This is a genomic window from Sphingomonas qomolangmaensis (assembly GCF_024496245.1).
Classification (GTDB): Bacteria; Pseudomonadota; Alphaproteobacteria; order Sphingomonadales; family Sphingomonadaceae; genus Sphingomonas; species Sphingomonas qomolangmaensis.
This window is the reverse complement of the sequence record NZ_CP101740.1, coordinates 1,256,683-1,277,854: the sequence shown is the minus strand read 5'-3', so window position 1 is coordinate 1,277,854 and position 21,172 is coordinate 1,256,683. Positions and strand designations below refer to the sequence as shown.

The 21,172-nt window shown below is 66.5% G+C and carries 20 protein-coding genes and 2 tRNA genes; 7 read left to right on the top strand and 15 right to left on the bottom strand.

Features of this window, described 5'->3' with window-relative positions:
- Positions 1 to 276 precede the first annotated feature (276 nt).
- The 7 genes from NMP03_RS06100 to NMP03_RS06070 form a co-directional block, all read right to left on the bottom strand.
- Positions 277 to 1,506 carry a tyrosine-type recombinase/integrase gene (locus tag NMP03_RS06100; protein WP_256507600.1) on the bottom strand — a complete coding sequence of 410 codons (1,230 nt, stop codon included), beginning with the start codon at positions 1,504 to 1,506 and terminating at the stop codon, positions 277 to 279.
- Between the two features lie 163 nt (positions 1,507 to 1,669).
- Positions 1,670 to 1,744, bottom strand: a tRNA-Glu gene (locus tag NMP03_RS06095).
- Between the two features lie 63 nt (positions 1,745 to 1,807).
- A complete protein-coding gene (gene recJ / locus NMP03_RS06090; protein WP_256507599.1) occupies positions 1,808 to 3,571 on the bottom strand; it encodes a single-stranded-DNA-specific exonuclease RecJ in 1,764 nt (587 codons plus the stop codon).
- A 155-nt stretch (positions 3,572 to 3,726) separates the two neighbouring features.
- Positions 3,727 to 4,407: a prolyl hydroxylase family protein gene (locus NMP03_RS06085; RefSeq protein WP_256507598.1), complete on the bottom strand. Its 681-nt coding sequence runs from the start codon at positions 4,405 to 4,407 to the stop codon at positions 3,727 to 3,729.
- Between the two features lie 88 nt (positions 4,408 to 4,495).
- Positions 4,496 to 5,488, bottom strand: a complete 993-nt coding sequence (locus tag NMP03_RS06080; RefSeq protein WP_256507597.1) for an RcnB family protein — start codon at positions 5,486 to 5,488, stop codon at positions 4,496 to 4,498.
- Positions 5,489 to 5,589: 101 nt separating this feature from the next.
- Positions 5,590 to 6,150, bottom strand: a complete 561-nt coding sequence (locus NMP03_RS06075; RefSeq protein ID WP_256507596.1) for a (2Fe-2S)-binding protein — start codon at positions 6,148 to 6,150, stop codon at positions 5,590 to 5,592.
- Positions 6,151 to 6,250: 100 nt separating this feature from the next.
- Complete coding sequence (locus NMP03_RS06070; protein WP_406698286.1) at positions 6,251 to 6,568, bottom strand: SWIB/MDM2 domain-containing protein; 318 nt, start codon at positions 6,566 to 6,568, stop codon at positions 6,251 to 6,253.
- Between the two features lie 322 nt (positions 6,569 to 6,890).
- On the opposite strand from NMP03_RS06070, the gene folE reads away from it, so the two are divergent.
- The gene (folE, locus tag NMP03_RS06065) at positions 6,891 to 7,514 is read left to right on the top strand and encodes a GTP cyclohydrolase I FolE (protein ID WP_256508036.1); all 624 of its coding nucleotides are present in this window, start codon (positions 6,891 to 6,893) and stop codon (positions 7,512 to 7,514) included.
- A gap of 174 nt (positions 7,515 to 7,688) precedes the next feature.
- Here the strand turns inward: folE and leuA are convergent, their stop codons facing one another.
- On the bottom strand, positions 7,689 to 9,362 hold the full coding sequence (leuA, locus tag NMP03_RS06060; RefSeq protein ID WP_256507595.1) for a 2-isopropylmalate synthase: 1,674 nt from the start codon (positions 9,360 to 9,362) through the stop codon (positions 7,689 to 7,691).
- Positions 9,363 to 9,635: 273 nt separating this feature from the next.
- On the opposite strand from leuA, the gene NMP03_RS06055 reads away from it, so the two are divergent.
- Positions 9,636 to 10,034: a BLUF domain-containing protein gene (locus NMP03_RS06055; RefSeq protein WP_256507594.1), complete on the top strand. Its 399-nt coding sequence runs from the start codon at positions 9,636 to 9,638 to the stop codon at positions 10,032 to 10,034.
- 20 nt (positions 10,035 to 10,054) lie between these two features.
- On the opposite strand, the gene NMP03_RS06050 is transcribed toward NMP03_RS06055, so the two are convergent.
- The 5 genes from NMP03_RS06050 to miaA all read right to left on the bottom strand — a co-directional run bounded on the left by NMP03_RS06050 (position 10,055) and on the right by miaA (position 15,401).
- Positions 10,055 to 10,681, bottom strand: coding sequence for a YceI family protein (locus NMP03_RS06050; RefSeq protein WP_256507593.1), 627 nt, complete (start codon positions 10,679 to 10,681; stop codon positions 10,055 to 10,057).
- 214 nt (positions 10,682 to 10,895) lie between these two features.
- Positions 10,896 to 11,915: a ketol-acid reductoisomerase gene (gene ilvC / locus NMP03_RS06045; RefSeq protein WP_256507592.1), complete on the bottom strand. Its 1,020-nt coding sequence runs from the start codon at positions 11,913 to 11,915 to the stop codon at positions 10,896 to 10,898.
- Between the two features lie 125 nt (positions 11,916 to 12,040).
- The gene (ilvN, locus tag NMP03_RS06040; protein WP_256507591.1) at positions 12,041 to 12,556 is read right to left on the bottom strand and encodes an acetolactate synthase small subunit; all 516 of its coding nucleotides are present in this window, start codon (positions 12,554 to 12,556) and stop codon (positions 12,041 to 12,043) included.
- A gap of 119 nt (positions 12,557 to 12,675) precedes the next feature.
- Positions 12,676 to 14,421, bottom strand: a complete 1,746-nt coding sequence (locus NMP03_RS06035) for an acetolactate synthase 3 large subunit (protein ID WP_256507590.1) — start codon at positions 14,419 to 14,421, stop codon at positions 12,676 to 12,678.
- An 86-nt stretch (positions 14,422 to 14,507) separates the two neighbouring features.
- Entirely contained in the window at positions 14,508 to 15,401 is an 894-nt protein-coding gene (gene miaA, locus NMP03_RS06030) for a tRNA (adenosine(37)-N6)-dimethylallyltransferase MiaA (RefSeq protein WP_256507589.1), read from the bottom strand.
- 25 nt (positions 15,402 to 15,426) lie between these two features.
- Between miaA and serB the strand changes: the two genes are divergently transcribed.
- On the top strand, positions 15,427 to 16,296 hold the full coding sequence (gene serB / locus NMP03_RS06025) for a phosphoserine phosphatase SerB (protein ID WP_256508035.1): 870 nt from the start codon (positions 15,427 to 15,429) through the stop codon (positions 16,294 to 16,296).
- 24 nt (positions 16,297 to 16,320) lie between these two features.
- Here the strand turns inward: serB and NMP03_RS06020 are convergent, their stop codons facing one another.
- The gene (locus NMP03_RS06020; RefSeq protein ID WP_256507588.1) at positions 16,321 to 17,316 is read right to left on the bottom strand and encodes an SPOR domain-containing protein; all 996 of its coding nucleotides are present in this window, start codon (positions 17,314 to 17,316) and stop codon (positions 16,321 to 16,323) included.
- A 175-nt stretch (positions 17,317 to 17,491) separates the two neighbouring features.
- On the opposite strand from NMP03_RS06020, the gene NMP03_RS06015 reads away from it, so the two are divergent.
- From NMP03_RS06015 to NMP03_RS06005, 3 genes are read left to right on the top strand one after another with little or no spacing between them, the layout of a single operon-like run.
- Positions 17,492 to 18,205 carry a ParA family protein gene (locus NMP03_RS06015; RefSeq protein WP_256507587.1) on the top strand — a complete coding sequence of 238 codons (714 nt, stop codon included), beginning with the start codon at positions 17,492 to 17,494 and terminating at the stop codon, positions 18,203 to 18,205.
- A 1-nt stretch (position 18,206) separates the two neighbouring features.
- Positions 18,207 to 18,716 carry a hypothetical protein gene (locus NMP03_RS06010; protein WP_256507586.1) on the top strand — a complete coding sequence of 170 codons (510 nt, stop codon included), beginning with the start codon at positions 18,207 to 18,209 and terminating at the stop codon, positions 18,714 to 18,716.
- 10 nt (positions 18,717 to 18,726) lie between these two features.
- Positions 18,727 to 20,064: an SPOR domain-containing protein gene (locus tag NMP03_RS06005; RefSeq protein ID WP_256507585.1), complete on the top strand. Its 1,338-nt coding sequence runs from the start codon at positions 18,727 to 18,729 to the stop codon at positions 20,062 to 20,064.
- Positions 20,065 to 20,201: 137 nt separating this feature from the next.
- Here NMP03_RS06005 and NMP03_RS06000 read toward each other — a convergent pair.
- Positions 20,202 to 20,275, bottom strand: a tRNA-Cys gene (locus NMP03_RS06000).
- A gap of 186 nt (positions 20,276 to 20,461) precedes the next feature.
- On the opposite strand from NMP03_RS06000, the gene NMP03_RS05995 reads away from it, so the two are divergent.
- Entirely contained in the window at positions 20,462 to 21,148 is a 687-nt protein-coding gene (locus NMP03_RS05995; protein WP_256508034.1) for a protein-L-isoaspartate O-methyltransferase family protein, read from the top strand.
- Positions 21,149 to 21,172: the final 24 nt, after the last annotated feature.

The window sequence follows — 21,172 nt, the reverse complement described above, 5'->3', positions numbered from 1 at the left end:
GATGGCGTTTGAACCATTTGGCTATGGAAACCGCTGGCAGGACAGGCTCCCCGATGGCGTCTTGAAGCCCAAAGAATTCGCGATTTCGCTGTTGATCTTGGTAGTCGGTGTTATCGTTTGGCAAATATCCTGATCCGACCACCGGAAAGCGGAACGGCAGCTTCCTACCACCTGCCGCCGTTCCGGCGCGGGTCCACTCGCGACACTCTTGAAAGCTGACTGGCCGTTGCTGGGCGGGAAAGCGATCCCGCGGCAAGCGGCCATTTTTGGCCGGTGCTATCGGCTCTTTGCCTTCCCGAACTTTCCACCGAGGACCTTGGCTCCGTCGCGCAGAAATTCGAGATGATCTGACCAATGCTGCATCATGCGCACACGCTCTTCCCAATATTCTCCGCGGGTATAGGCGCGGCGCACGGCATTGTTGTCGCAATGGGCAAGCTGGCGCTCGATCGCGTCCGCATGCCATAGCCCCATCTCATTCAGCAACGTCGCCGCCAGGGCGCGGAAACCATGGCCGGTCATTTGGTCCTGTGCATACCCCATTCTACGAAGCGCTGCGTTGATGGTGTTCTCCGACATCGGTCGTTCAACCGATCGTATTGACGGGAAAAGATACGAGCTGTGCTCGGCGTCGTGCTTGATCGATTCGAGGATTTGAAGTGTCTGACGGGAGAGTGGGACCGAGTGCGCGCGCCGCATCTTGGTTTTGTGCGGCGGGATCGTCCACACGGCTTTGCCAAAATCGAAATCCGCCCATTCGGCAGAACGAAGTTCTCCAGGCCGAACAAACACGTGAGGCAGGAAGCGAAGCGCGACGCCGGTCGTCGGATGGTCTTCCAGCGCTTCAATGGCGCGAAGCAACGCGCCGGCCTCGGACGGTGTAGTGATCGCGGCGCGGTGAACGTGCTTGGGTACGATCAACGCGCCCCGAAGGTCGGCCGCGACATCGCGCTCGGCCCGCGCCGTAGCGATGGCATAGCGGAAAATTTGCGAACAGGTGCTGCGGAGGCGCTTTGCCGTTTCGTACCGACCTTTTGCCTCCATCTTACGCAGCATGATGAGCAACTCGTGCGCCGAGATCGAGGCGACAGGGCGCTGCCCAATGGTTGCGTTGATGAAACTCAGTAGCCAGCGCAGCTTTTTCATCGTGACCGGCGAGCGGCCCTCTTTCTCGACTTTGAGCAGCCATTCGTCGGCCACGGCTTTGAAGCTGCTGGACGCCGCTACGGTGGCGGCGATCCGATCGAGCTTGATTCGTTCAGATGGATCATCGCCTCGAGCTAACACCTTGCGCGCCGCGTCGCGCGCTGCGCGAGCCTCGGCTAGCCCGGTATCTGGCCACACGCCGAAGGCCAGGGTCTTCTGCTTGCCTGAATGCCGATAATTCATCCGCCAGCAGCGGGCGCCGGACGGTGCTACGAGCAGGTAAAGTCCGTCGCTATCGCTAAGCTTGTACGCCTTCTGGCGACCCTTGGCTGCTTTGATTGCCACAACCGACAACGCCATGATGGTATCTCCACCCAAGCGACCGGCGCAGTGCCATCAAGGATACCATCAGATTGCTGGTATGGAGTGGTATTCCGCCGATCCGACTGGGATGGCTATACCACAAAAAACCGCAGAAAACAGCCGATTATGGGACGTTTTCGGTAGTTTTGGGATGGTGTTTTGGTGACCCCTACGGGAATCGAACCCGTGCTTCAGCCGTGAAAGGGCCGCGTCCTAACCGCTAGACGAAGGGGCCGTCAGCGAGGGGGCGGACTAGGCGATGGTGGGGGTGGTGGTCAAGGGGCTGTTTGGCGGTATTTCATTCGGCCCAGGCGGCGTCGTCGATATGGAGTTCTGCGGCGGGCCTTGCGCCCCAGTCGTCGCGCTTGGCGCGGCCGGCCAGCCATAGCCGGCGGTGCGGCGGGCAGCCGAGCAACGCGGCGCCCAGGGCGGTGTCGGCCTGGCGGAAGGCGACCGCCTTGAGGCTGCGGCCGTCGTCGCCCGCGACGATCGCGCGGACATGGCCGTTGCCGACCCGATCGGCCTTGATCACGCGTACCGGGCCGGCAGCGATTCGCGGGCTTGGCCAGCCCATGCCATAGGGGCCGCCGGCTTCGAGCGCGTCGACCAGCCCGGGGTGGATGCCGCCGGGCGCGAGCACGGCATCGACCAGCAAGGCGCGATCGGCGATCGAGCGGGTGACCGCGGCCGCCAGCCGTTCGTCGAGAAAGGCGGCGAAGGCATCGATATCACCTTCGGCCACGGTGAGGCCTGCCGCCATCGCATGGCCGCCGCCCGCCGCGAGCAGTCCGGCTTCCTTGGCCGCCAGCACCGCGCCGCCCAGGTCGACGCCGGGGATCGACCGGCCCGACCCCTTGCCGACGCCGTGTTCGTCGAGCGCGATGACGATCGCGGGGCGGCCGAGCGATTCCTTGAGCCGGCCGGCGACGATGCCGATCACGCCGGCGTGCCAGCCGGGAGCGGCGACGACGATCACCGCGCGATTGCCCTGGCGTTCGGCGAGCAGCTCGGCGCCCTCCTGCACCGCGGCCTCGATCATCCGGCGTTCTTCGTTCAGCCGGTCGAGTTCCTCGGCGATCGCGCGCGCTTCGGCGGGATCGCGGGTGGTGAGCAGGCGGACGCCGAGATCGGCACGCCCGACGCGTCCCCCGGCGTTGATGCGGGGGCCGAGCGCGAAGCCGAGATCGGTGCAGGTCGGGTCGCGCGTGAGCCGCGACGCTTCGATCAGCGCGGCGAGGCCGATGTTGCGGCGCTTGGCCATCACCTTGAGCCCCTGCGCCACGAAGGCGCGGTTGAGGCCGCGCAGCGCCGCGACGTCGGCGACGGTGCCGAGCGCGACGATGTCGAGCAGCTCGAGCAATTTGGGCTCGTCGCGCCCCGCGAAGAAGCCGCGCGCGCGCAAGCTGCGGATCAGCGCCGCGCCGAGCAGGAACGCGACCCCCACCGCCGCGAGATGGCCGTGCGCCGCGCCTTCATCCTCGTCCATCCGGTTGGGGTTCACCAGCGCGTGCGCGAAGGGCAAGGCGGTCGAGCATTTGTGGTGATCGACCACGATCACCTCGACCCCGGCGTCGCGCGCCATGTCGAGCGCTTCGAACGCCTGCGCGCCGCAATCGACGGTGACGATCAGCGACGCGCCCTCGCGCGCGAGCCGCACCAACGCCGCGCCCGAGGGGCCATAGCCCTCCATCAGCCGATCGGGGATATAGGGCCGCGCCTCGATGCCCAGCTCGCGCAGCACCAGCACCATCAGCGCCGCCGAAGTGGCGCCATCGACATCGTAATCGCCGAAGATCGCGACCTGCTCGCCCGCCTGCACCGCATCGGCAAGGCGATCGGCGGCGCGGTCCATGTCGCGGAAGATCGAGGGATCGGGCATGAAGCCGCGGATCGACGGGTTGCGATGCAGCTCGAGCGCCTCGCGCGGGCAACCGCGCGACAACAACAGCCCGGTCACCAGATCGTCGGGGACGAAGCTGCCGCCCAGGGTATCGCTGGCGAGCCCGCGCCAGCGCCAGGGTTGGCCGAGGATCGAGGCGGTGACGTTACAGACCGGTGACATGGAGCGCGGGGTACCAAGCGGCGGGGGAGGGGGCCAGCGGAAAGCGGGCTTGGCGGCGGGCTGGGAAGGTCTCGTTGCGGCGAGCTCCTTCGATACGGGCCTTCGCCTTCGCTCAGTCCCTACTCAGGACGAACGGCTGTGGCTGCATCGCCCGGTCAGCCCTGCAGCCAGGGCTGCTCGCGAAACCATTTGGTGAAGATGTATTTGGTGCCGCGCACCACCGCCATGCCCTCGTGGAGCGTCTGCTCGTTGGGGCTGCCGTCGGGGTTCATGTTGTTCCAGATCAGCAGCATGCGCTTGCGCGGCGGCACGCGGATGCCGCCTTGCGGGAACCAGGTCGCGCCGCCTTCCTCGACCTCGTTGAGATAGCACATCGCGGTCCAGGTGCGCTGGCCGCCCGCCTGCTGCATCTTGGGCCAATAATGCTCGCCTTCGTGGAAATAATCATGGTGCGCGCGGAATTGCTGGCCGGGGGCGTAGCGCTGGCCCTGCATCGTCTCGCCATGTTCGGGCTGGATGCCGAGCAAGGCGGCAACGCGCTCGTCGATCGGCTGGATGACCGACGAGTAGCGGTCCATGTCGCAGCTGTCGCTGGTCCGGAAATTGCGGTCCTCGGTGCGCGACAGCAAGGTCGAGGGGCGGCGGCCCTCGTCGATCATCGCTATCAGCGTCGCGCATTCGGCGTTGGTGAGGAAATCGCGGTGGAAATAGACCTGCGCCGCGTCGGTCGCGAGCCGCTTGATCGCAGGATTCGCCTCGAGCGTCGCCGCGGTGGCCGATCCGATCGCCTGCCGGACCGCCGAAAGCGTGCCGGGCTTCTTCACTTGCGTTGCCATGGTTCCCAAGTCGCTGCGCGGCGCCCGAAAAGCAAGGGGACCCGGTGCCGATGCACCGAGCCCCCTGCTCGCATTCATAGGTGAGGGTTCACCAGAAGATGTCATATTCCATATCGACCACTTCGCCGGTCTCCAGATCGACCAGTAGCGCGTCGTTGTAATAGCGCACCCAGCGGAACGGTCCGTCGATCGGCGGCAGGCGGTACGACCAGGGATCGTTGATCCAATAATCCTGCGCGAACAGGATCGAGCCGATCGTCGCGCCGATGCCGAACCGCTGATAGCCGAAGCCATAGCCTTGCGGCGCGTAATAGCGGGGCAGGCGGAAGGCGTTGCGGTTGATCTGGCGATAGCCGCGCCAATCATAGCGATTGTCGTTGCGCCAGCCGCGGTTCCAGCCGCCATTGTTGCCCAGGAAGCTGCGGTTGCCGTTCCAGTTGTTGCCGCCCCAATTGTTGCCGGCCCAGCCATTGCCGCGGTTGTTGCCGAGGAACTGGCGTTGCTGGTTCAGCCGATTGTCAAACCGACCCTGATCCTGCCGGAAGTCGCGCCGATCATCGGCGCGATCGCGGCGGAAATCCTGGCGGTCGTCGCGACGGTCGGCGCGAAACTGGCGCTGGTTCAGCGCGCCCGATTGCAGCGCGTTGCGATCCTGGCGGCGTTCGTTGCGGAAATCGCTGCGATCGTCACGGCGTTCGGCGCGGAACGCCTGGCGCGGTGCGACCTGGCCCTGGGGACGCAGTTCGGGGCGCATCGGCTGGCCGTTGACGGTGCGGTTGGGGCGGACGACCTGACGCTGTTCCTGGATCGCCTGCCGCTGGCGAACGAACTGCTCGCGCTGCTGTGGGTTCGCCAGCCGCTGCGCCTGGCGTTCGGCGCGAACCGCCTGGCGATCGTCGCCGCCCTGGCGCTGCGCGCGCACCGGTGCGGCCGCTGCCTCACGCTGCGGCTGCGCGCGCATCGCCTGCCGCTCAGCGCGCTGCTGCTGGCGTGCTTCGCGACGATTGCCGTCCTGCGCCATCGCGGTTGCCGGGATCAGCGCGGTCGCTGCGAGCAATGCACCCATCCACTTGTTCATCATTACGCAATCCTCCGTCGGCGCTCGCCCAATCGGCTGGCTCGACACGTTGCTTCTGCCACCCGGCGGATGAGCGGTGGCTGAATTGAGGTGAAAGGAGTCCGTCAGCTTTGCGGCGGCGCGGGGGTGGCGGGGGGCGCGAGCGCGGGAACCGCGCGCGCGGCGTCGCCGGCGTCGATGTCGGGTGACGCCGGGGGCACGATATTTTCGTCTCCGCGCGCGATCCGCGCCGCGCGGCGCACTGCCTCGAGCAGCCTGGGGTACACGCCGCAGCGGCATAAATTGGTCATCGCGGCGCGGATATCGTCGTCCGACGGGTCGCGATTGGCGCGGATCAGCGCGGCGGCGGTCATCACCATGCCGGGGATGCAAAAGCCGCATTGCGAGAGGTTCGAGGCCAGGAACGCCTGTTGCACCGGATGCCCGCGATCGCGCGACAGCCCTTCGATCGTGGTGACGAAGGTGCCCTCGACCGCGGCGAGGGTGATGCGGCAGGATCGCACCGCCTGGCCATCGATATCGACGGTGCAGGCGCCGCATTCGCCGGTGCCGCAGCCGAATTTGGTGCCGGTGAGGTTCGACGCGTCGCGCAGGGCGAACAGCAACGGGGTTGCCGGATCGAGCCGATACTGCACGGGCTGGTTGTTAACGGTCAGGCTGGTCATAGCGCTCGTGATACGCTTCCCGCTGCCGCCTGGGAACGAGGGTCTGGAAAAACCAGATATACCAACGGCCGGAACATGGTGCCCCGGCCGCTGGATATGCTTACTTCAGATGCGCGCTCAGCAGCTTGTTCATCTCGAACATGCTCGCCTGCTTCTTGCCGAAGATCTTCTCGATCTTTTCGTCGGCGAGGATTTCGCGCTTGTCGTTTGGATTCTGCAAGTCGTGCTTCTTGATATATTCCCACATCTTGCTGACGACTTCGCTGCGCGGCAGATCCGCCTTGCCGACGATCTCGGCCAGCTCAGGCGACGGCGTCACCGGCTTGGCGAGGCCGCCCTTGGCAGCAGTCTTTGCAGTTGTTTCCTTGGCCATACGCCCCCCAGTACCGGCATCACGCAACAGCGCGCCATGCTTCAACGATCAGTGTCTCCTAGCCTTCAGGCCGAAGATCAAGCAGCAAATATCGTAGCGCGCTCGCACGCCGTTGCAAGAACATGGCGTGTGACGAAACAGCCACAGCGCAAATCTTGCGTCGAACCGTGTCGAACGCGCCGCGGGGCGGGTCGCAAGGCCCGCAACGGGCTTTGGGCTAGGTTCCGGTTTATCCGCTTGAATCGCTGATCGGGCGTGCCACTTCTCGCAGCTAGTGCGAAAGCGATGGCCGTTCGCTCATGCGATTGCGGTGTTGGCGGGTCGCCGGCTTGCTGGCCCGGCTGGACCGGGCTTATGGGGAGGGATGATGAATATCGAAGACGAAGCCACCATAGGCAATGGCGACCTGGTTGCTTCCCCGCCCAAGCTGGAAGTGCCCGAGGATGTGGCCGAGGCGATCCGCACGCTGATCCGCTGGACCGGCGACGATCCCACGCGCGAAGGGCTGCGCGACACCCCCAAGCGCGTCGCGCGCGCGTGGAAGGAATATTGCAGCGGCTATGGCGACGATCCGGGGCATCATCTGTCGCGGATTTTCGAGGAAGTCGGCGGCTATGACGAGATCGTGCTGCTGCGCGACGTGCCGTTCCAGTCGCATTGCGAGCATCACATGGCGCCGATCATCGGCAAGGCGCACATCGCCTATCTGCCGCGCAACCATGTCGTGGGCATTTCAAAGCTCGCGCGCGTGCTCCACGCCTTTGCGCGGCGGCTGCAGGTCCAGGAACGGCTGACCGCCGAAGTGGCCGATTGCATCTGGACGCACCTGAAGCCGCGCGGCGTCGCGGTAGTGATCGAGGCGAGCCACGCCTGCATGACCGCGCGCGGCGTGCGGACGCCGGGGGTGTCGATGGTCACCAGCCGGATGATGGGCGTCTTCCGCGACGACGAACGCAGCCGCAAGGAAGTGCTGTCGCTGATGGGGATGTAGTGGGTTTGCCCTCTCCCCCTTGCGGGAGAGGCAACGCAGACTTGGTCGCGCACTTGCGCGGCCTAGTCGTAGTCGGTGAGGGTTCGTTTTTCTTCGTCGGCGCGAGGAAGAAGTAGAAGGCCCTCACCCAACCCTCTCCCGCAAGCGGGAGAGGGCTTCAGAGAAGAAGGTGGGTTACGCCTTGCCTCGCGCCGAGTTTGCCGCCGACAGCACCGCGCGCACGCTCGCGGTGGCGACGTCCTCGTCGATACCGACTCCCCACAAGGTCCGCCCGTCGGCGTCGACGCATTCGACATAGGCCGCCGCGCGCGCGTCGGATCCGTGGCCGATCGCGTGTTCGCTGTAATCCGCGACGTCGAGCGTGATCCCGCAGCCGTCGCGCAGCGCCGCGAGCACGCTCGAGATCAAGCCGTTGCCGCGCCCGCTCACCGATCGGGTGACGCCGCCGATCCCGACATGGCCGGCAAAGATGCGGTCGCCGTTTGGCGCGCGGGTTTCCTCATAGGCTTCGAGCGTAAAATATTGTGCGGGGTCGAGGCGATATACCCGGTTGAAGCTGTGCCAGATGTCGCCGGCGTTGAGTTCGCGGCTGGTTTCGTCGGCCATCGCCTGGACGTGGCGGCTGAAATCGGCCTGGAGCCGCTTGGGCAGCTTGAGTCCCTTGTCCTGTTCGAGCACCCAGGCGACGCCGCCCTTGCCGCTCTGCGAATTCACCCGGATGACGGCTTCGTAGCTGCGGCCCAGATCGGCGGGGTCGATCGGCAGATAGGGGACTTCCCAGATGTCGTCGTTGCGCGCTTCCTGCGCGGCGAAGCCCTTTTTGATCGCGTCCTGGTGGCTGCCCGAAAACGCGGTGAACACCAGCTCGCCGGCATAAGGGTGGCGCGGATGCACCGGCAGCGCGTTGCAATATTCGACGGCGCCGATCACCCGGTCGATGTCCGAAAAGTCGAGGCTGGGGTCGATCCCTTGCGTGTACATATTGAGCGCCAGCGTCACCAGGTCGACGTTGCCGGTGCGCTCGCCATTGCCGAACAGGCAGCCCTCGATCCGGTCGGCACCCGCCATCAGCCCGAGCTCGGCCGCGGCGACGCCGGTGCCGCGGTCGTTGTGCGGATGCAGGCTGATGACCACGCTGTCGCGGTGGGGCACGTTGCGGCAGAAATATTCGATCTGGTCGGCATAGATGTTGGGGCTCGACGCCTCGACCGTGGCGGGCAGATTGAGGATCAGCGGATGATCGGGGGTGGGGCGCAGCACCTCCATCACCGCGGTGCATACCTCGAGCGAGAAATCGAGCTCGGCGGTCGAGAAGGTTTCGGGGCTATATTCGAAATGCCAGTCGGTGGCGGGGCGCTTGGCGGCTTCGTCGCGCAGGATCTTGGCGCCGGTCACCGCGATGTCGCGGACTTCGTCGCGGCTCATGCCGAACACGATCCGCCGCCATGCCGGCGACACCGCGTTGTAGAGATGGACGATCGCGCGGTGCGCGCCCTCGAGGCTTTCGAAGCTCTTCTCGATCAGGTCGCGGCGCGATTGCGTCAGTACCTGGACCGTCACGTCGTCAGGAATTCGGCCCGAGCGCACGAGTCGCGAGATGAAGTCGAACTCGGTCGCGCCCGCGCTGGGGAAGCCGACCTCGATCTCCTTCAGTCCCACCGACACCAGCAGGTCGAAGAAGCGGTTCTTCTTTTCGGCGTCCATCGGATCGATAAGCGCCTGGTTGCCGTCGCGCATGTCGGTCGACAGCCAGCGCGGCGGCCGGGTGATGCTGCGCGACGGCCATTGCCGGTCGGGCAGGTCGACGGCGGGGAAGGGGCGGTATTTGGTCGATGGATCGCGCAGCATCGCTGGCCTTTCTGAACGCTCATGCTCGGGGCTTCACGAGCGCCCGGCGGGAAGGTCGATGGTTCGAAAGTCACCCTTAAGGGGCGCGCAGGATCGTCGCGTCGCGCCTTAAGGGCGCGTAAGTCGAAGCAATGCGATCGGTGTCCGGTTCATCCCGCTTGCTATGCCCCGCCAAAACGGCTGCGTCCAGCGGCTTTGCCAACGACCGCTGGGCTTTTCATTAACCCATTTCCCGCTAACGAAATGACACCAACCCGCTGAAGCGAATTCCCGATGCTCCAACTTGTCTATATCAGCACAGCACGCGGCCCCAGCCCGGCGGCCGCAGTCCGTGACATCCTGCTGGCATCGCGGCGCAACAATGCACGCGACGGTATCACGGGGCTGCTATATTCCGACGGGCAGCGGTTCCTACAGGCGATCGAGGGGCCGACCGACCAAGTCGAGGCGACGTTCGAGCGGATCAAGGCGGACGCCAGGCACTGGGCGCTTGTCGTTCTGTCGCGAAGGGAAATCGCAGCGCCCGAGTTCGGAGATTGGGAGATGGCATACCGAGCGACCGGTGCCGAATCGAACAGCTTCGTCCGGCGGGTGCAGTTGCTGACGCAGCACGCATCGCCCAATGTCCGCGCGACGTTCGACAGCTTTATCGAGCTTCGCCGCGCCACCTAAAGGGTGACGCGGCGACCCGATCAGTTCTTTTCGAACGCGATCGTGATGTCGAGTTCGACTTCGTCGGACACGACGGGCAGCGCGCCCATGATGCCGAAGTCGCTGCGCTTGATCGTGGTGTCGCCCTCGAAACCCACGGTCAGCTTCTTGTTCATCGGGTTCGCGCCCGCGCCGACGAATTCGGCATCGATCGTCACCGGCTTGGTGATGCCGTTGAGCGTCAGGTTGCCCATGATCTGCGCTTCGTTGCCCTTGGCCATCACCGAGGTCGAGACGAAGCGCGCGTCGGTGGCGCCGGGGCCGAAGAAGTCGGGCTTGCCGCCGTCCTTGCCCGCGCGCGTAAGATGCGCGGTCAGCCCCGAGCTGGCGGTCACGACCTTCGACACCGGGATGGTGACGTCGACCTTGGCGGCCGAGAGGTTCTTGGGGTCGATCGTCAGCGTGCCTGCGACATCACCAAAGATCCCGAAATACGCGTTGAAGCCGAAATGGTCGACTTCCCAGCCGACCAGCGAATGGCCCGAATCGGCGGTGTAGGTGCCCGCGGTGACGCGGCTGGCGTCCTGCTGGCCGGGCAGGCCGGGGGTGGACTGGGCGATCAGCGGGGTCGCGGCGAGAAGGGCGAGGACGGTGAGGCTCTTGCGCATGATAGGGATTCCCTGTTCGTTGATGGCGAGCGGGAAGGTCGGGTTTGCGCACGGCGGAGTCAAACGCCGGGTTGCGAACGCAGCGTTTCCGGTTGGGGCCCAAATGCGGCCAGGCCCTCACCCTTCCGCGGCTTCGCCGCTCCCTCCCTCTCCCGCAGGCCGGAGAGGGAAGAGGCGCGCAGCGCCGATAGGGTGAGGGCCTGTCCCCAGCGGCTTAGTTCTTTTCCTTGTCGACCAGCTTGTTGGCGCCGATCCAGGGCATCATCGCGCGCAATTCGCTGCCGACCTTTTCGATCGGATGCGCCTCGGCACGCTTGCGCGCGGCCTTGAGCTCGGGCTGACCGGCGCGGTTGTCGAGCACGAAGTTCTTGACGAAGCGGCCCGACTGGATGTCGTCGAGCACGCGCTTCATCTCCTTCTTGGTCTCGTCGGTGATGATCCGCGGGCCGGTGGTGATGTCGCCATATTCGGCGGTGTTGCTGATCGAATAGCGCATATTGGCGATGCCGCCCTCATACAGCAGATCGACGATCAGCTTGGTTTCGTGAAGGCACTCGAAATAGGCCATTTCGGGGGCATAGCCGGCTTCGGTCAGCGTCTCGAACCCGGCCTGGATCAGGTGGGTGATGCCGCCGCACAGCACTGCCTGCTCGCCGAACAGGTCGGTCTCGCATTCCTCGCGGAAATTGGTCTCGATGATCCCCGAACGCCCGCCGCCGACGCCGCTGGCATAGGCCAGCGCGATGTCGTGCGCGTTGCCCGTCGCGTCCTGATGGACCGCGATCAGGCAGGGCACACCGCCGCCGCGGACATATTCGCTGCGCACCGTGTGGCCGGGGCCCTTGGGCGCAATCATGATGACGTCGATGTCCTTGGGCGGCTCGATCAGGCCGAAATGGACGTTGAGGCCGTGCGCGAAGGCGATCGCCGCGCCGGGCTTCATATGGCCCTTGAGGTCGGCGTCCCAGATCGCCGCCTGATGCTCATCGGGGGCGACCATCATGATAAGGTCGGCCCATTCGGCGGCCTCGCGGTTCGACAGCACCTTGAAGCCTGCGGCCTCGGCCTTGGCCCGCGTCGCCGAGCCTTCGCGCAGCGCGATCGCGACGTCGGTGACCCCCGAATCGCGCAGGTTCTGCGCATGCGCGTGACCCTGCGAGCCATAGCCGAGGATCGCGATCTTCTTGCCCGTCAGCAGGCTCAGGTCGGCGTCGGAATCATAATAGACACGCATATCGATAGTCCCTCTTTGCAAATATGCCGTCACCCCAGCGAAAGCTGGGGTCTCTCGCCGCCAGCGCGCGCTCGTGGCACGAGACCCCAGCTTTCGCTGGGGTGACGGGTGTTCGTTCGAAATGGTCAGGCGGCTTCTTTCCCGCGCGAGATCGCCACGACTCCGGTGCGCGCGACCTCGATCAGCCCGACTTCGCGCATCAGTTCGACGAATTTGTCGATCTTCTCGCTGCCGCCGGTCACTTCGAACACGAAGCTGCTGGTGGTCGCATCGACGACGCGCGCGCGATAGACGTCGGCCAGCCGCAGCGCCTCGATCCGGTGATCGCCGGTGCCGACGACCTTGAGCAGCGCCAGCTCGCGTTCGACATGCGGGCCGAGTGCGGTGAGGTCGGTGACCTTGTGAACGGGCACCAGCCGATCGAGCTGGGCGATGATCTGCTCCATCACATGCGCCGATGCGCTGGTGACGATCGTGATCCGGCTGACGCTCTCGTCCTCGGACACATCGGTGACGGTCAGGCTCTCGATATTATAGCCGCGACCCGAAAACAGCCCGGCGATGCGCGCCAGAATGCCCGGTTCGTTGTCGACCAGCACCGCGAGGGTGTGGCGTTCCTGTATTTCCTGGTGGATCTTCATTTTAAATCTCCCCCCTCCCGCTTGGCGGGAGGGGTCGGGGGAGGGGATGTCAGCCGGCGGGCGTTGCGGGTCGGGTGGGGACAGGCCCTCCCCTAACCCCTCCCGCAAACGGGAGGGGACTACACCAGCGCCTTGGCCTCGTCGTCCATTTCGCCGGTGACTTCATTGGCTTGCAGCATCATCTCGGTATGCGCGGCGCCCGAGGGGATCATCGGGAAGCAGTTGGCAAGCTTCGACACCATGCAATCGACCATGACGGGCCCGTCATGCGCGAGCATGTCGGCGATGCCGCCGTCGAGCTGGTCGCGGGTTTCGATGCGGATTCCCTTCCAGCCATAGGCTTCGGCGAGCTTCACGAAATCGGGCAGCGAATCCGAATAGCTTTCGGAATAGCGGCTCGAATAGGTCAGCTCCTGCCACTGGCGAACCATCCCCATATATTCGTTGTTGAGGATGAACACCTTCACCGGCAGCCGATATTGCGTAGCCGTCGCCAGCTCCTGGATGTTCATCTGGATCGATGCTTCGCCGGCGATGTCGATGCACAGCGCACCCGGATTGCCGAGCTGCGCGCCGATCGCGGCGGGCAGGCCGTAGCCCATGGTGCCGAGCCCGCCCGAGGTGAGCCATTTGTTCGGTGCCTCGAAGCCGAAATGCTGCGCCGCCCACATCTGGTGCTGGCCGACCTCGGTCGAGATGATCGGCGCGCGATGCTTGGTCGCCTCGTACAGCTGCCGGATCGCGCGCTGCGGCATGATCGCATCGTCGGTGTCGGTGAAGTCGAGGCATTTGGCGGCGCGCCAGCCATTGATGCGGTTCCACCATTCGGCGAGATCGGGCTTGGGATAATGCCGGCTCTTCCAGACATGGATCATGTCTTCGAGCACGCGCCCGGCATCGCCGATCACCGGCAGGTCGACGCGGACATTCTTGTTCACGCTCGACCGGTCAATATCGATATGGATCTTGCGGCTGAGCGGGCTGAACGCATCGAGCCGGCCCGTCACACGATCGTCGAAGCGCGCGCCGACCGACACGATCAGGTCGGCCTTGTTCATCGCCATATTGGCTTCGTAGGTGCCGTGCATCCCCAGCATGCCGAGCCATTGCGGGCTCGAGGCGGGGAGGGCGCCGAGCCCCATCAGCGTCGACGTGACCGGCGCGCCGGTGATCCGCGCGAGTTCGCGCAGCAGTTGCGACGCCCCCGGACCGGCGTTGATGACACCGCCGCCGGTATAGAGGATCGGGCGCTCGGCTGCCGCGAGCATGTCGACCGCAGCTTCGATCGAAGCGCGATCGGCCTTCACCTGCGGGCGATAGGTCTTGTGCTGGATCGGGCCGGGCTTGGTGTAGCGCGCGGTCGCGACCTGGACGTCCTTGGGGATGTCGATCACCACCGGCCCCGGGCGTCCCGAGGTGGCGATGTGGAACGCCTCGTGGATCACGTCGCCCAGCTTGGCGGGGTCCTTCACCAGATAATTATGCTTGGTGCAGTGGCGCGTGATGCCGACGGTATCGGCTTCCTGGAAGGCATCGGTGCCGATCAGGCTGGTCGGCACCTGCCCGGTGATGACCACCATCGGGATCGAATCGAGCAGCGCATCGGTGATGCCGGTGACCGCATTGGTCGCGCCGGGGCCCGAGGTGACGAGCACCACGCCGGGTTTGCCGGTCGATCGCGCATAGCCTTCGGCGGCGTGCGTCGCTGCCTGTTCGTGACGCACCAGGATGTGGCGGATCCGCTTCGAGCGGAACAGCGCGTCGTAAATCGGAAGCACCGCGCCGCCGGGATAGCCGAACACGATTTCCACGCCGAGATCGCACAGCGCCTCGACCAGGATATCGGCTCCACTTTTCTGCGTCACAGATCGTCTCCTCATTGCGCCGCAACAGGGCCGCGAGGGGCGCTGCTACCGGCATGAAAACTACAGGTCAACCCGTAGTCACGTAATTAAATGCCGAAAAGACGATCAATATCGTTCTTTTCTATCTCAGCTGCCCTCGGCCATTCTGGCGGGGGCTGGTTGCGGAACCAGGTGTACTGGCGCTTGGCATACTGGCGCGTCGCCGCTTTGGCGAGGGTGAGCGCGGTTTCGCGGTCGGTGTCGCCCGCCCGCCACGCCGCGATCTCGCGCACGCCGATCGCCTGGCGGACCGGTGCGAGCGCGGGGATGTCGCGGCGCGCGACCAGGGCTTCGACCTCGTCGACCGCGCCTTCGTCGAACATCGCGTCGAGCCTGTGGTCGCAGCGACCGAGCAGCCAGGCGCGGTCGGGCAGCAGGATCAGCGGGCGCAGATCGATCGCGTCGGCGATGCCGCCGCTACGCTCGGCCTGCCATGCCGCAAGCGGCTTGCCGGTCGAGCGGACGACTTCGAGCGCGCGCGCGACGCGGGTGGTGTCAGCGGCGGCGAGGCGGGCGGCGGCGGGCGGGTCGAGCGCGGCGAGCGATGCGTGTGCTTCGGCGACGGGCAGCGCGCGGACTGCTTCGCGGACAGCAGGGTCGATCTCGGGCACCGGGGCTATGCCGTCGAGCAGCGTGCGGATATACATGCCGGTGCCGCCGACCAGGATCGGCAGGCGGCCCGCGGCGTGCGCGTCGCCGATCGCGGCCCTGGCTTCGGCGGCCCAGCGCGCCGCCGAATAGCCTTGGGTGCCATCGACATGCCCGAACAGCCGATGCGGCGCGCGAGCCTCGTCGTCGTGCGAGGGGCGCGCCGACAGGGTTCGCAGCTCGCGATACACCTGCGCCGAATCGGCGTTGATGATCGTGCCACCTTGGCGCTCGGCCAGCGTCAACGCGAGCGCGGACTTGCCGCTGGCGGTCGGCCCTGCAATGAGCGCCACGATTGGCCGGCCAGAGGAAGACGCCTTGTTCACAGCGACGCTGATAGCATCCGAATCCCTAAGCGCGGGGGATATTTCCGCAGCACGTGATGCACTGGCGTTGCCCGGCGGCTGGGAATGGATCGACGAAGGGATCGCCGCCGACCTGCAGTTTGACGGCGAACCGACGGCGACGCGCGACGCGCTCGAGGGGGTGATCGCAGGGGTCGACGTGATCGTCCAGCCGAGTGCGGGCAGGGCGAAGGCGCTGCTGATCGCCGACATGGATTCGACGATGATCACCGTCGAATGCATCGACGAGCTTGCCGACTATGCCGGTGTGAAGCCGCAGATCGCCGAGATCACCGAGCGCGCGATGCGCGGCGAGCTCGATTTCGCCGCGGCGCTCGACGCGCGGGTGGCGTTGCTGTGCGGGCTCGAGGAATCGGCGATCGACCGCTGCCTAGCCGAACGCGTGACGCTGATGCCGGGCGCCAAGACGCTGGTGCGGACGATGCGCGCGCGCGGGGCGACGACGATCCTCGTCTCGGGCGGCTTCACGCGCTTCGCCGATCCGGTGGGGGCCGAGATCGGCTTCGACCGGGTGATCGCCAACCGGCTGGTGATCGCCGGTGGCGTGCTGACCGGCGCGGTCGAGCGGCCGATCGTCGATTCCAGCACCAAGGAAGCGACGCTGCGCTCGGCGATGGCCGATCTGGAGCTCCGCGTGGAATCGACGATGGCGGTGGGCGACGGCGCCAACGATCTGCCGATGATCCGTGCGGCGGGGTTGGGGGTGGCCTATCGTGCCAAGCCGATCGTCGCCGCCACGGCGGGGGCGCGGGTCGAGTATGGAGACCTGACCGCGTTGCTGTACGCGCAGGGGATTCGCCGAGCGGATTGGGCGACGCACTGATCCTCCCCGAACCGGCGAGGATTTCTAGCCTTTGGTCGGCAGGCAGGCTTGCCCCGTACGCTTCACCGCCGCGCAGGCGCGCGTCGCTTCGGCGCTGCTGCCGAACGGGCCGACCAGCACGCGTGTTACCGCGCCCGATTTGACGTAGTAGGGCTTGGTGCCCGCCAGACCGCTGATGCCCGACACCTTGCCCCACAATGAGCGCGCATTGCCCTCGTCGCGGAAGGCGCCGAGCTGGATCCGCCAGTCGCCGCTGGTGCGGGGCGCGGCCGGAGCGGGTGCGGCGGGCTTGGGTGCGGGCGGCGCGCTGGCGACCGTCGGGCGTGCCGGTGCGGGCGCAGGCTTTGCCGCGGCAGGCGGCGGGGCGGGGCGCGACGCCGGTACGTCGGCGCGGGCCATCGCGGCGGGGCCGGTCGGCGCATCGGCCACCGCGAGCGACGGCGCGCGCGCCATCTGGCTCTCATATTGCCGCGCGAGGACCAGCCCCTTTTGCCGGTCGGCCAAGCCGATATATTTGTCCATTTGCGCCAGCGTCTGCGACCCTTGCGGCAGGCCCGCGGCGTTGGCGCGCACCATCAGCGCATAGGCGCGCACCCAGTCCTTGGCGATCGCATCGCCGTTGAACAGCATCGTCCCCAGCACGAATTGCGATCGCGCCTCGCCGCGCGCTGCCGACTTCTCGAGCCAGCGGATCGCGTCGGCGCGCTTGCCGTTCTGGAACAGCGCCAGGCCGTAATTATCCTCGGCCTGCGGATGGTTCTGCAGGGCGGCCTTGCGATACCATTCCTCGGCCATCGCCAGATCGACGGGCACGCCGCGCCCCAGCTTATAGGCCTGGCCCAGGTTGAACTGCGCATCGGCATCGCCGCTCACCGCGGGCCCGCGCCACTGGTCGACCGCCTTCTTGTAATCGCCGCGTGCCCAGGCATCGACCCCGGCCTTCACGTTGCCCGCCTGCATCGGCGCTGCCGCCAGCAGGCTCAATCCCGCGGTGGCTGCCAGCAATAGACGTTTCTTCATCACGACGACCCCACCCGATAAACTGGCCCAAGGATAATGCGGATTATCGATGATTGGCAAAGCTTTCCTAAACCATGGCGCCGTATCGACGGCGCGGGCATCGCCTACATTAACGGCTTCTTATGGGATGTCGTGGATAACCCGAGGCCGGAATAGCGGCATTTCAGGGGATCACATGCGCGTACTCGCGATGGCGTCGCAGAAGGGCGGTTCGGGCAAGACGACCTTGTCGGGGCATCTGGCGGTGCAAGCGCAGCTAGCGGGCGGCGGCCCGGTGGTGCTCATCGACATTGACCCGCAAGGTTCCCTTTCGGACTGGTGGAACGAACGCCAAACCGAGATGCCCGCCTTTGCGCAGACTACCGTCGCTCGGCTCGCCGCCGATCTCGAAGTGCTGCGGCAACAGGGCTTTCGCCTGGCGGTGATCGATACCCCGCCGGCGATCACGATGGCGATCCAGAGCGTGATCGCGGTTGCCGAACTCATCATTATCCCGACGCGGCCAAGTCCGCACGACCTTCGTGCGGTGGGCGCGACCGTCGATCTGTGCGAGCGCGCAGGCAAGCCGCTGATCTTCGTCGTCAATGCCGCGACGCCCAAGGCGCGGATCACCGCCGAGGCCGCGGTCGCGCTGTCGCAGCACGGCATCGTCGCGCCGATTACCGTCCATCACCGCACCGATTTCGCCGCATCGATGATCGACGGTCGCACGGTGATGGAGGTCGATCCGAGGGGCAAGTCGGCCGCCGAGATCAGCGCGCTGTGGAGCTACGTCTCGGACCGGCTCGAGAAGAATTTTCGCCGGACCGTGTTCGCCGCACCCGCTGCTCCCAACGGGTTTGCCGCGGTGCGCCCGGCGGGTGGCTTCGGTCGCCGCGTGGTGAGCTGAGATGTCGATGTTCGGCAACGCCAAGCCAACCGCCTCGCTGTCGTCGGGTCTGCTCGCTCGCAAGGGGCAGGCCAAGCCGGCGATGCGCCCGCAGGCGCTCACCCACCCGGCGACCCTCGACGATCTCGGCTGGAACGATCTGGGATCGCCAGCGCCGATCGATCCGATCGACCCCGCGGCGCGACCCGAGCTAAATGCCCCGCTGCCGCCGGTGCTTCGTGAGCGTGAAGCGCTAGCCCAGGAAGTCGCTGCGGGACCAGCGCCGGTGTCGCGTCCCGTGTCGGCCAACACCGTCGCGCGCATGGCGCGCGAGACCGCCGCGAAAAAGACCAAGGCGGCGTTCACGCTGCGGCTCGACGCCGACCGCCACTTGCGGCTGCGTCTCGCCTCTGCAGTGCGCAACCAGTCGGCGCAGGCGCTGCTGATTCAGGCGCTCGACGCCTTTTTGACGACCGTGCCCGAGGCCGAGGCGCTGGCTAGCCAGCTGCCGCGCGCCAAAGGGCGAAAGTGAGGAACTGGCGATGAAGACCGCAACCAAGATCGGCCTCGGCGCCGTCGCCACCGTGATGGCGGTGTCGGCGATCGGCGGGACATCGATGCACTTTTCCGCCGCGTTCGCCGGCGGGGCCGCTTCAAGCGCTGCGTCGAAGCAGGCCGAGAAGAATGCAAGAGCCGCGCAAAAGGCGCTGGGAAGCCGGGCGTTCGTTCGCGCGATCGGTCATGCCGAGCAGGCGGTGGCGATGGTACCGCAGGATGCCGGTTATCGCGCGTTGCTCGGGCAAAGCTATTTGAGCGGCGGACGGTTCCTCTCGGCGGCGCAGGCGCTCGAAGAGGCGCTGAGCCTCGATCCGACGAATGGCCGCGCCGCGCTGAACCTGGCGCTGGCGCAGACTGCGATGGGGCAGTGGGAGGGCGCGCGGGCGACGCTGGCTTCGCACGCCGCCTATATCGGTGCGGCCGATCGCGGGCTGGCGCTGGCGCTGGCGGGCGATCCGGCCGGGGCGGTGCAGCTGCTGGGCGAAGCGGCTCGGCTGCCCGATGCCGACGCGAAGGTCCGCCAGAACCTGGCGCTCAGCCTGGCGCTGTCGGGGCGCTGGATGGAGGCCAAGACGATCGCCGAGATCGACCTGCCCGCCGGCCAGGTGCAGCAGCGGATCATGCAATGGGCGGCGTTCGCGCGGCCGACGACGGCGTCGGACCAGGTCGCGGCGCTGATGGGGATCGTGCCCGTCGCTGATCAAGGGCGTCCTGTCGGGTTAGCGCTCAACGCCGCGGCGGAGCACCTCGCGACGGTGCCGCAACCGCCCGTAGTGACCGAGCCAGCCGACGCGAGCGTGATCGAACCGTCGGCGGTGGCATTCATCGATGTGCCCGCGCCGGCGACGCCACCCGGCGACGAGCGCATGACGAGCGCGGCACGGATCGTGTTCGCCGAGCGTCGGGAGATCGTGCAGGCACTACCCACAGCCTATGCGTCGCGGGTGCGCATGGCGGCGGTACGGCCGCAACCACGCGCCGCCGCACGGGCGCAAGCTCCTGCGCGCCTCACTGCGGCTGCACCCGTGCGCGGTGATTTCTTTGTCCAGCTGGGGGCGTACGAGGATGCGCAGGTCGCGCGCGCAGCGTGGAGCCGAATGGCGCGCCGGGTCGATACGCTAGGCGCGATGACGCCGCAGGGCGCCAACATCAACGTTCACGCGCGGAATTTCTATCGGCTATCGGTGGGCGGCTTCGCGCGGGCCGATGCCGATCGCGTCTGTCGCTCGGTTCGCGCCGAGGGGGGCAATTGCTTCGTTCGCGCCCAAGAAGGCGACCGGATGGCGGCCTGGGCCGGCACATCGCAGATCGCGATGCGCTGAACCAGCCGTCGGTTGCGGCACCGCAAGCCAACGGACCATAATGATCACTACCGACCCGGCGCTACTCACGCGGGCAGCCGGCAACGGCTGGCGGGCAGCCTGTGCGGGCTGCTCGGCGTTTCGAACAAAGATCGTGATGGAGGCCCGAGCCGGAATCGAACCGGCGTGCGAGGATTTGCAGTCCTCTACGTAACCACTCCGCCATCGGGCCGGAGCGGGCGCAAATGCGGCGATGCGACCCGCTTGTCAATGGCCGACGCTTTCGAAGCGGTTGGTTCACCTGCCAGCGAGCGCTTGGCGCGGATCGATGCGCGTTATAAGAAGCAATGACGGGCAATTAAGTGTATTGCGCGACTAAAACAGTTGTGCGAACAGAGTGGGTATGATGACGAATCTGATGAGCCGAACCGCGCACGGCGCGACCGATGACAATGCTGCGGCGCCGAGCGACGTCGCGCGTCAGGCGATGGTGGCGAGCCAGTTGCGCACTAGCGGGGTGAGCGACGCGCGGATCGTCGCGGCGATGGCCGAGGTGCCGCGCGAGGCGTTTCTGCCTGCGGAGGCGCGCAGCCTCGCCTATCGCGACACGATGATCGCGCTGGGGACCGACCGCTTCCAGAACATGCCGCTTGCGACCGGTCGGTTGCTCAACGAAGCGCGTATCATGGCCGGCGACCGGGTGCTGCTCATCGGCGCGACCGGAGGTTACACCGCGGCGGTGCTGGCGCGGCTGGCGGGGCAGGTGGTGGCGCTGGAAAGCGATGCGGGCCTTGCCGCCGACGCGCGCACGGCGCTGGGTGGCATCGCCAATGTCGAACTGGTCGAAGGGCCGCTCAACGCCGGCTGGGCCAAGGGCGCACCCTATGACGTGATCGTGATCGACGGCGCGGTCGAGGAACTGCCCGCGGTCATCGCCGAACAGGTGCGCCCGGGGGGGCGTATCGTCTCGGGGGTGGTCGATCACGGCGTGACCCGGCTGGCGGCTGGCGAGCGGACCCAGGGCGGCTTCGGGCTGTTCGATTTTGCCGATATCGATTGCGTGGTGCTGCCGGGCTTCGCTCGACCCACAAGCTTTCGGTTCTAACCGATGGCCCGGGGGTGGAAAATC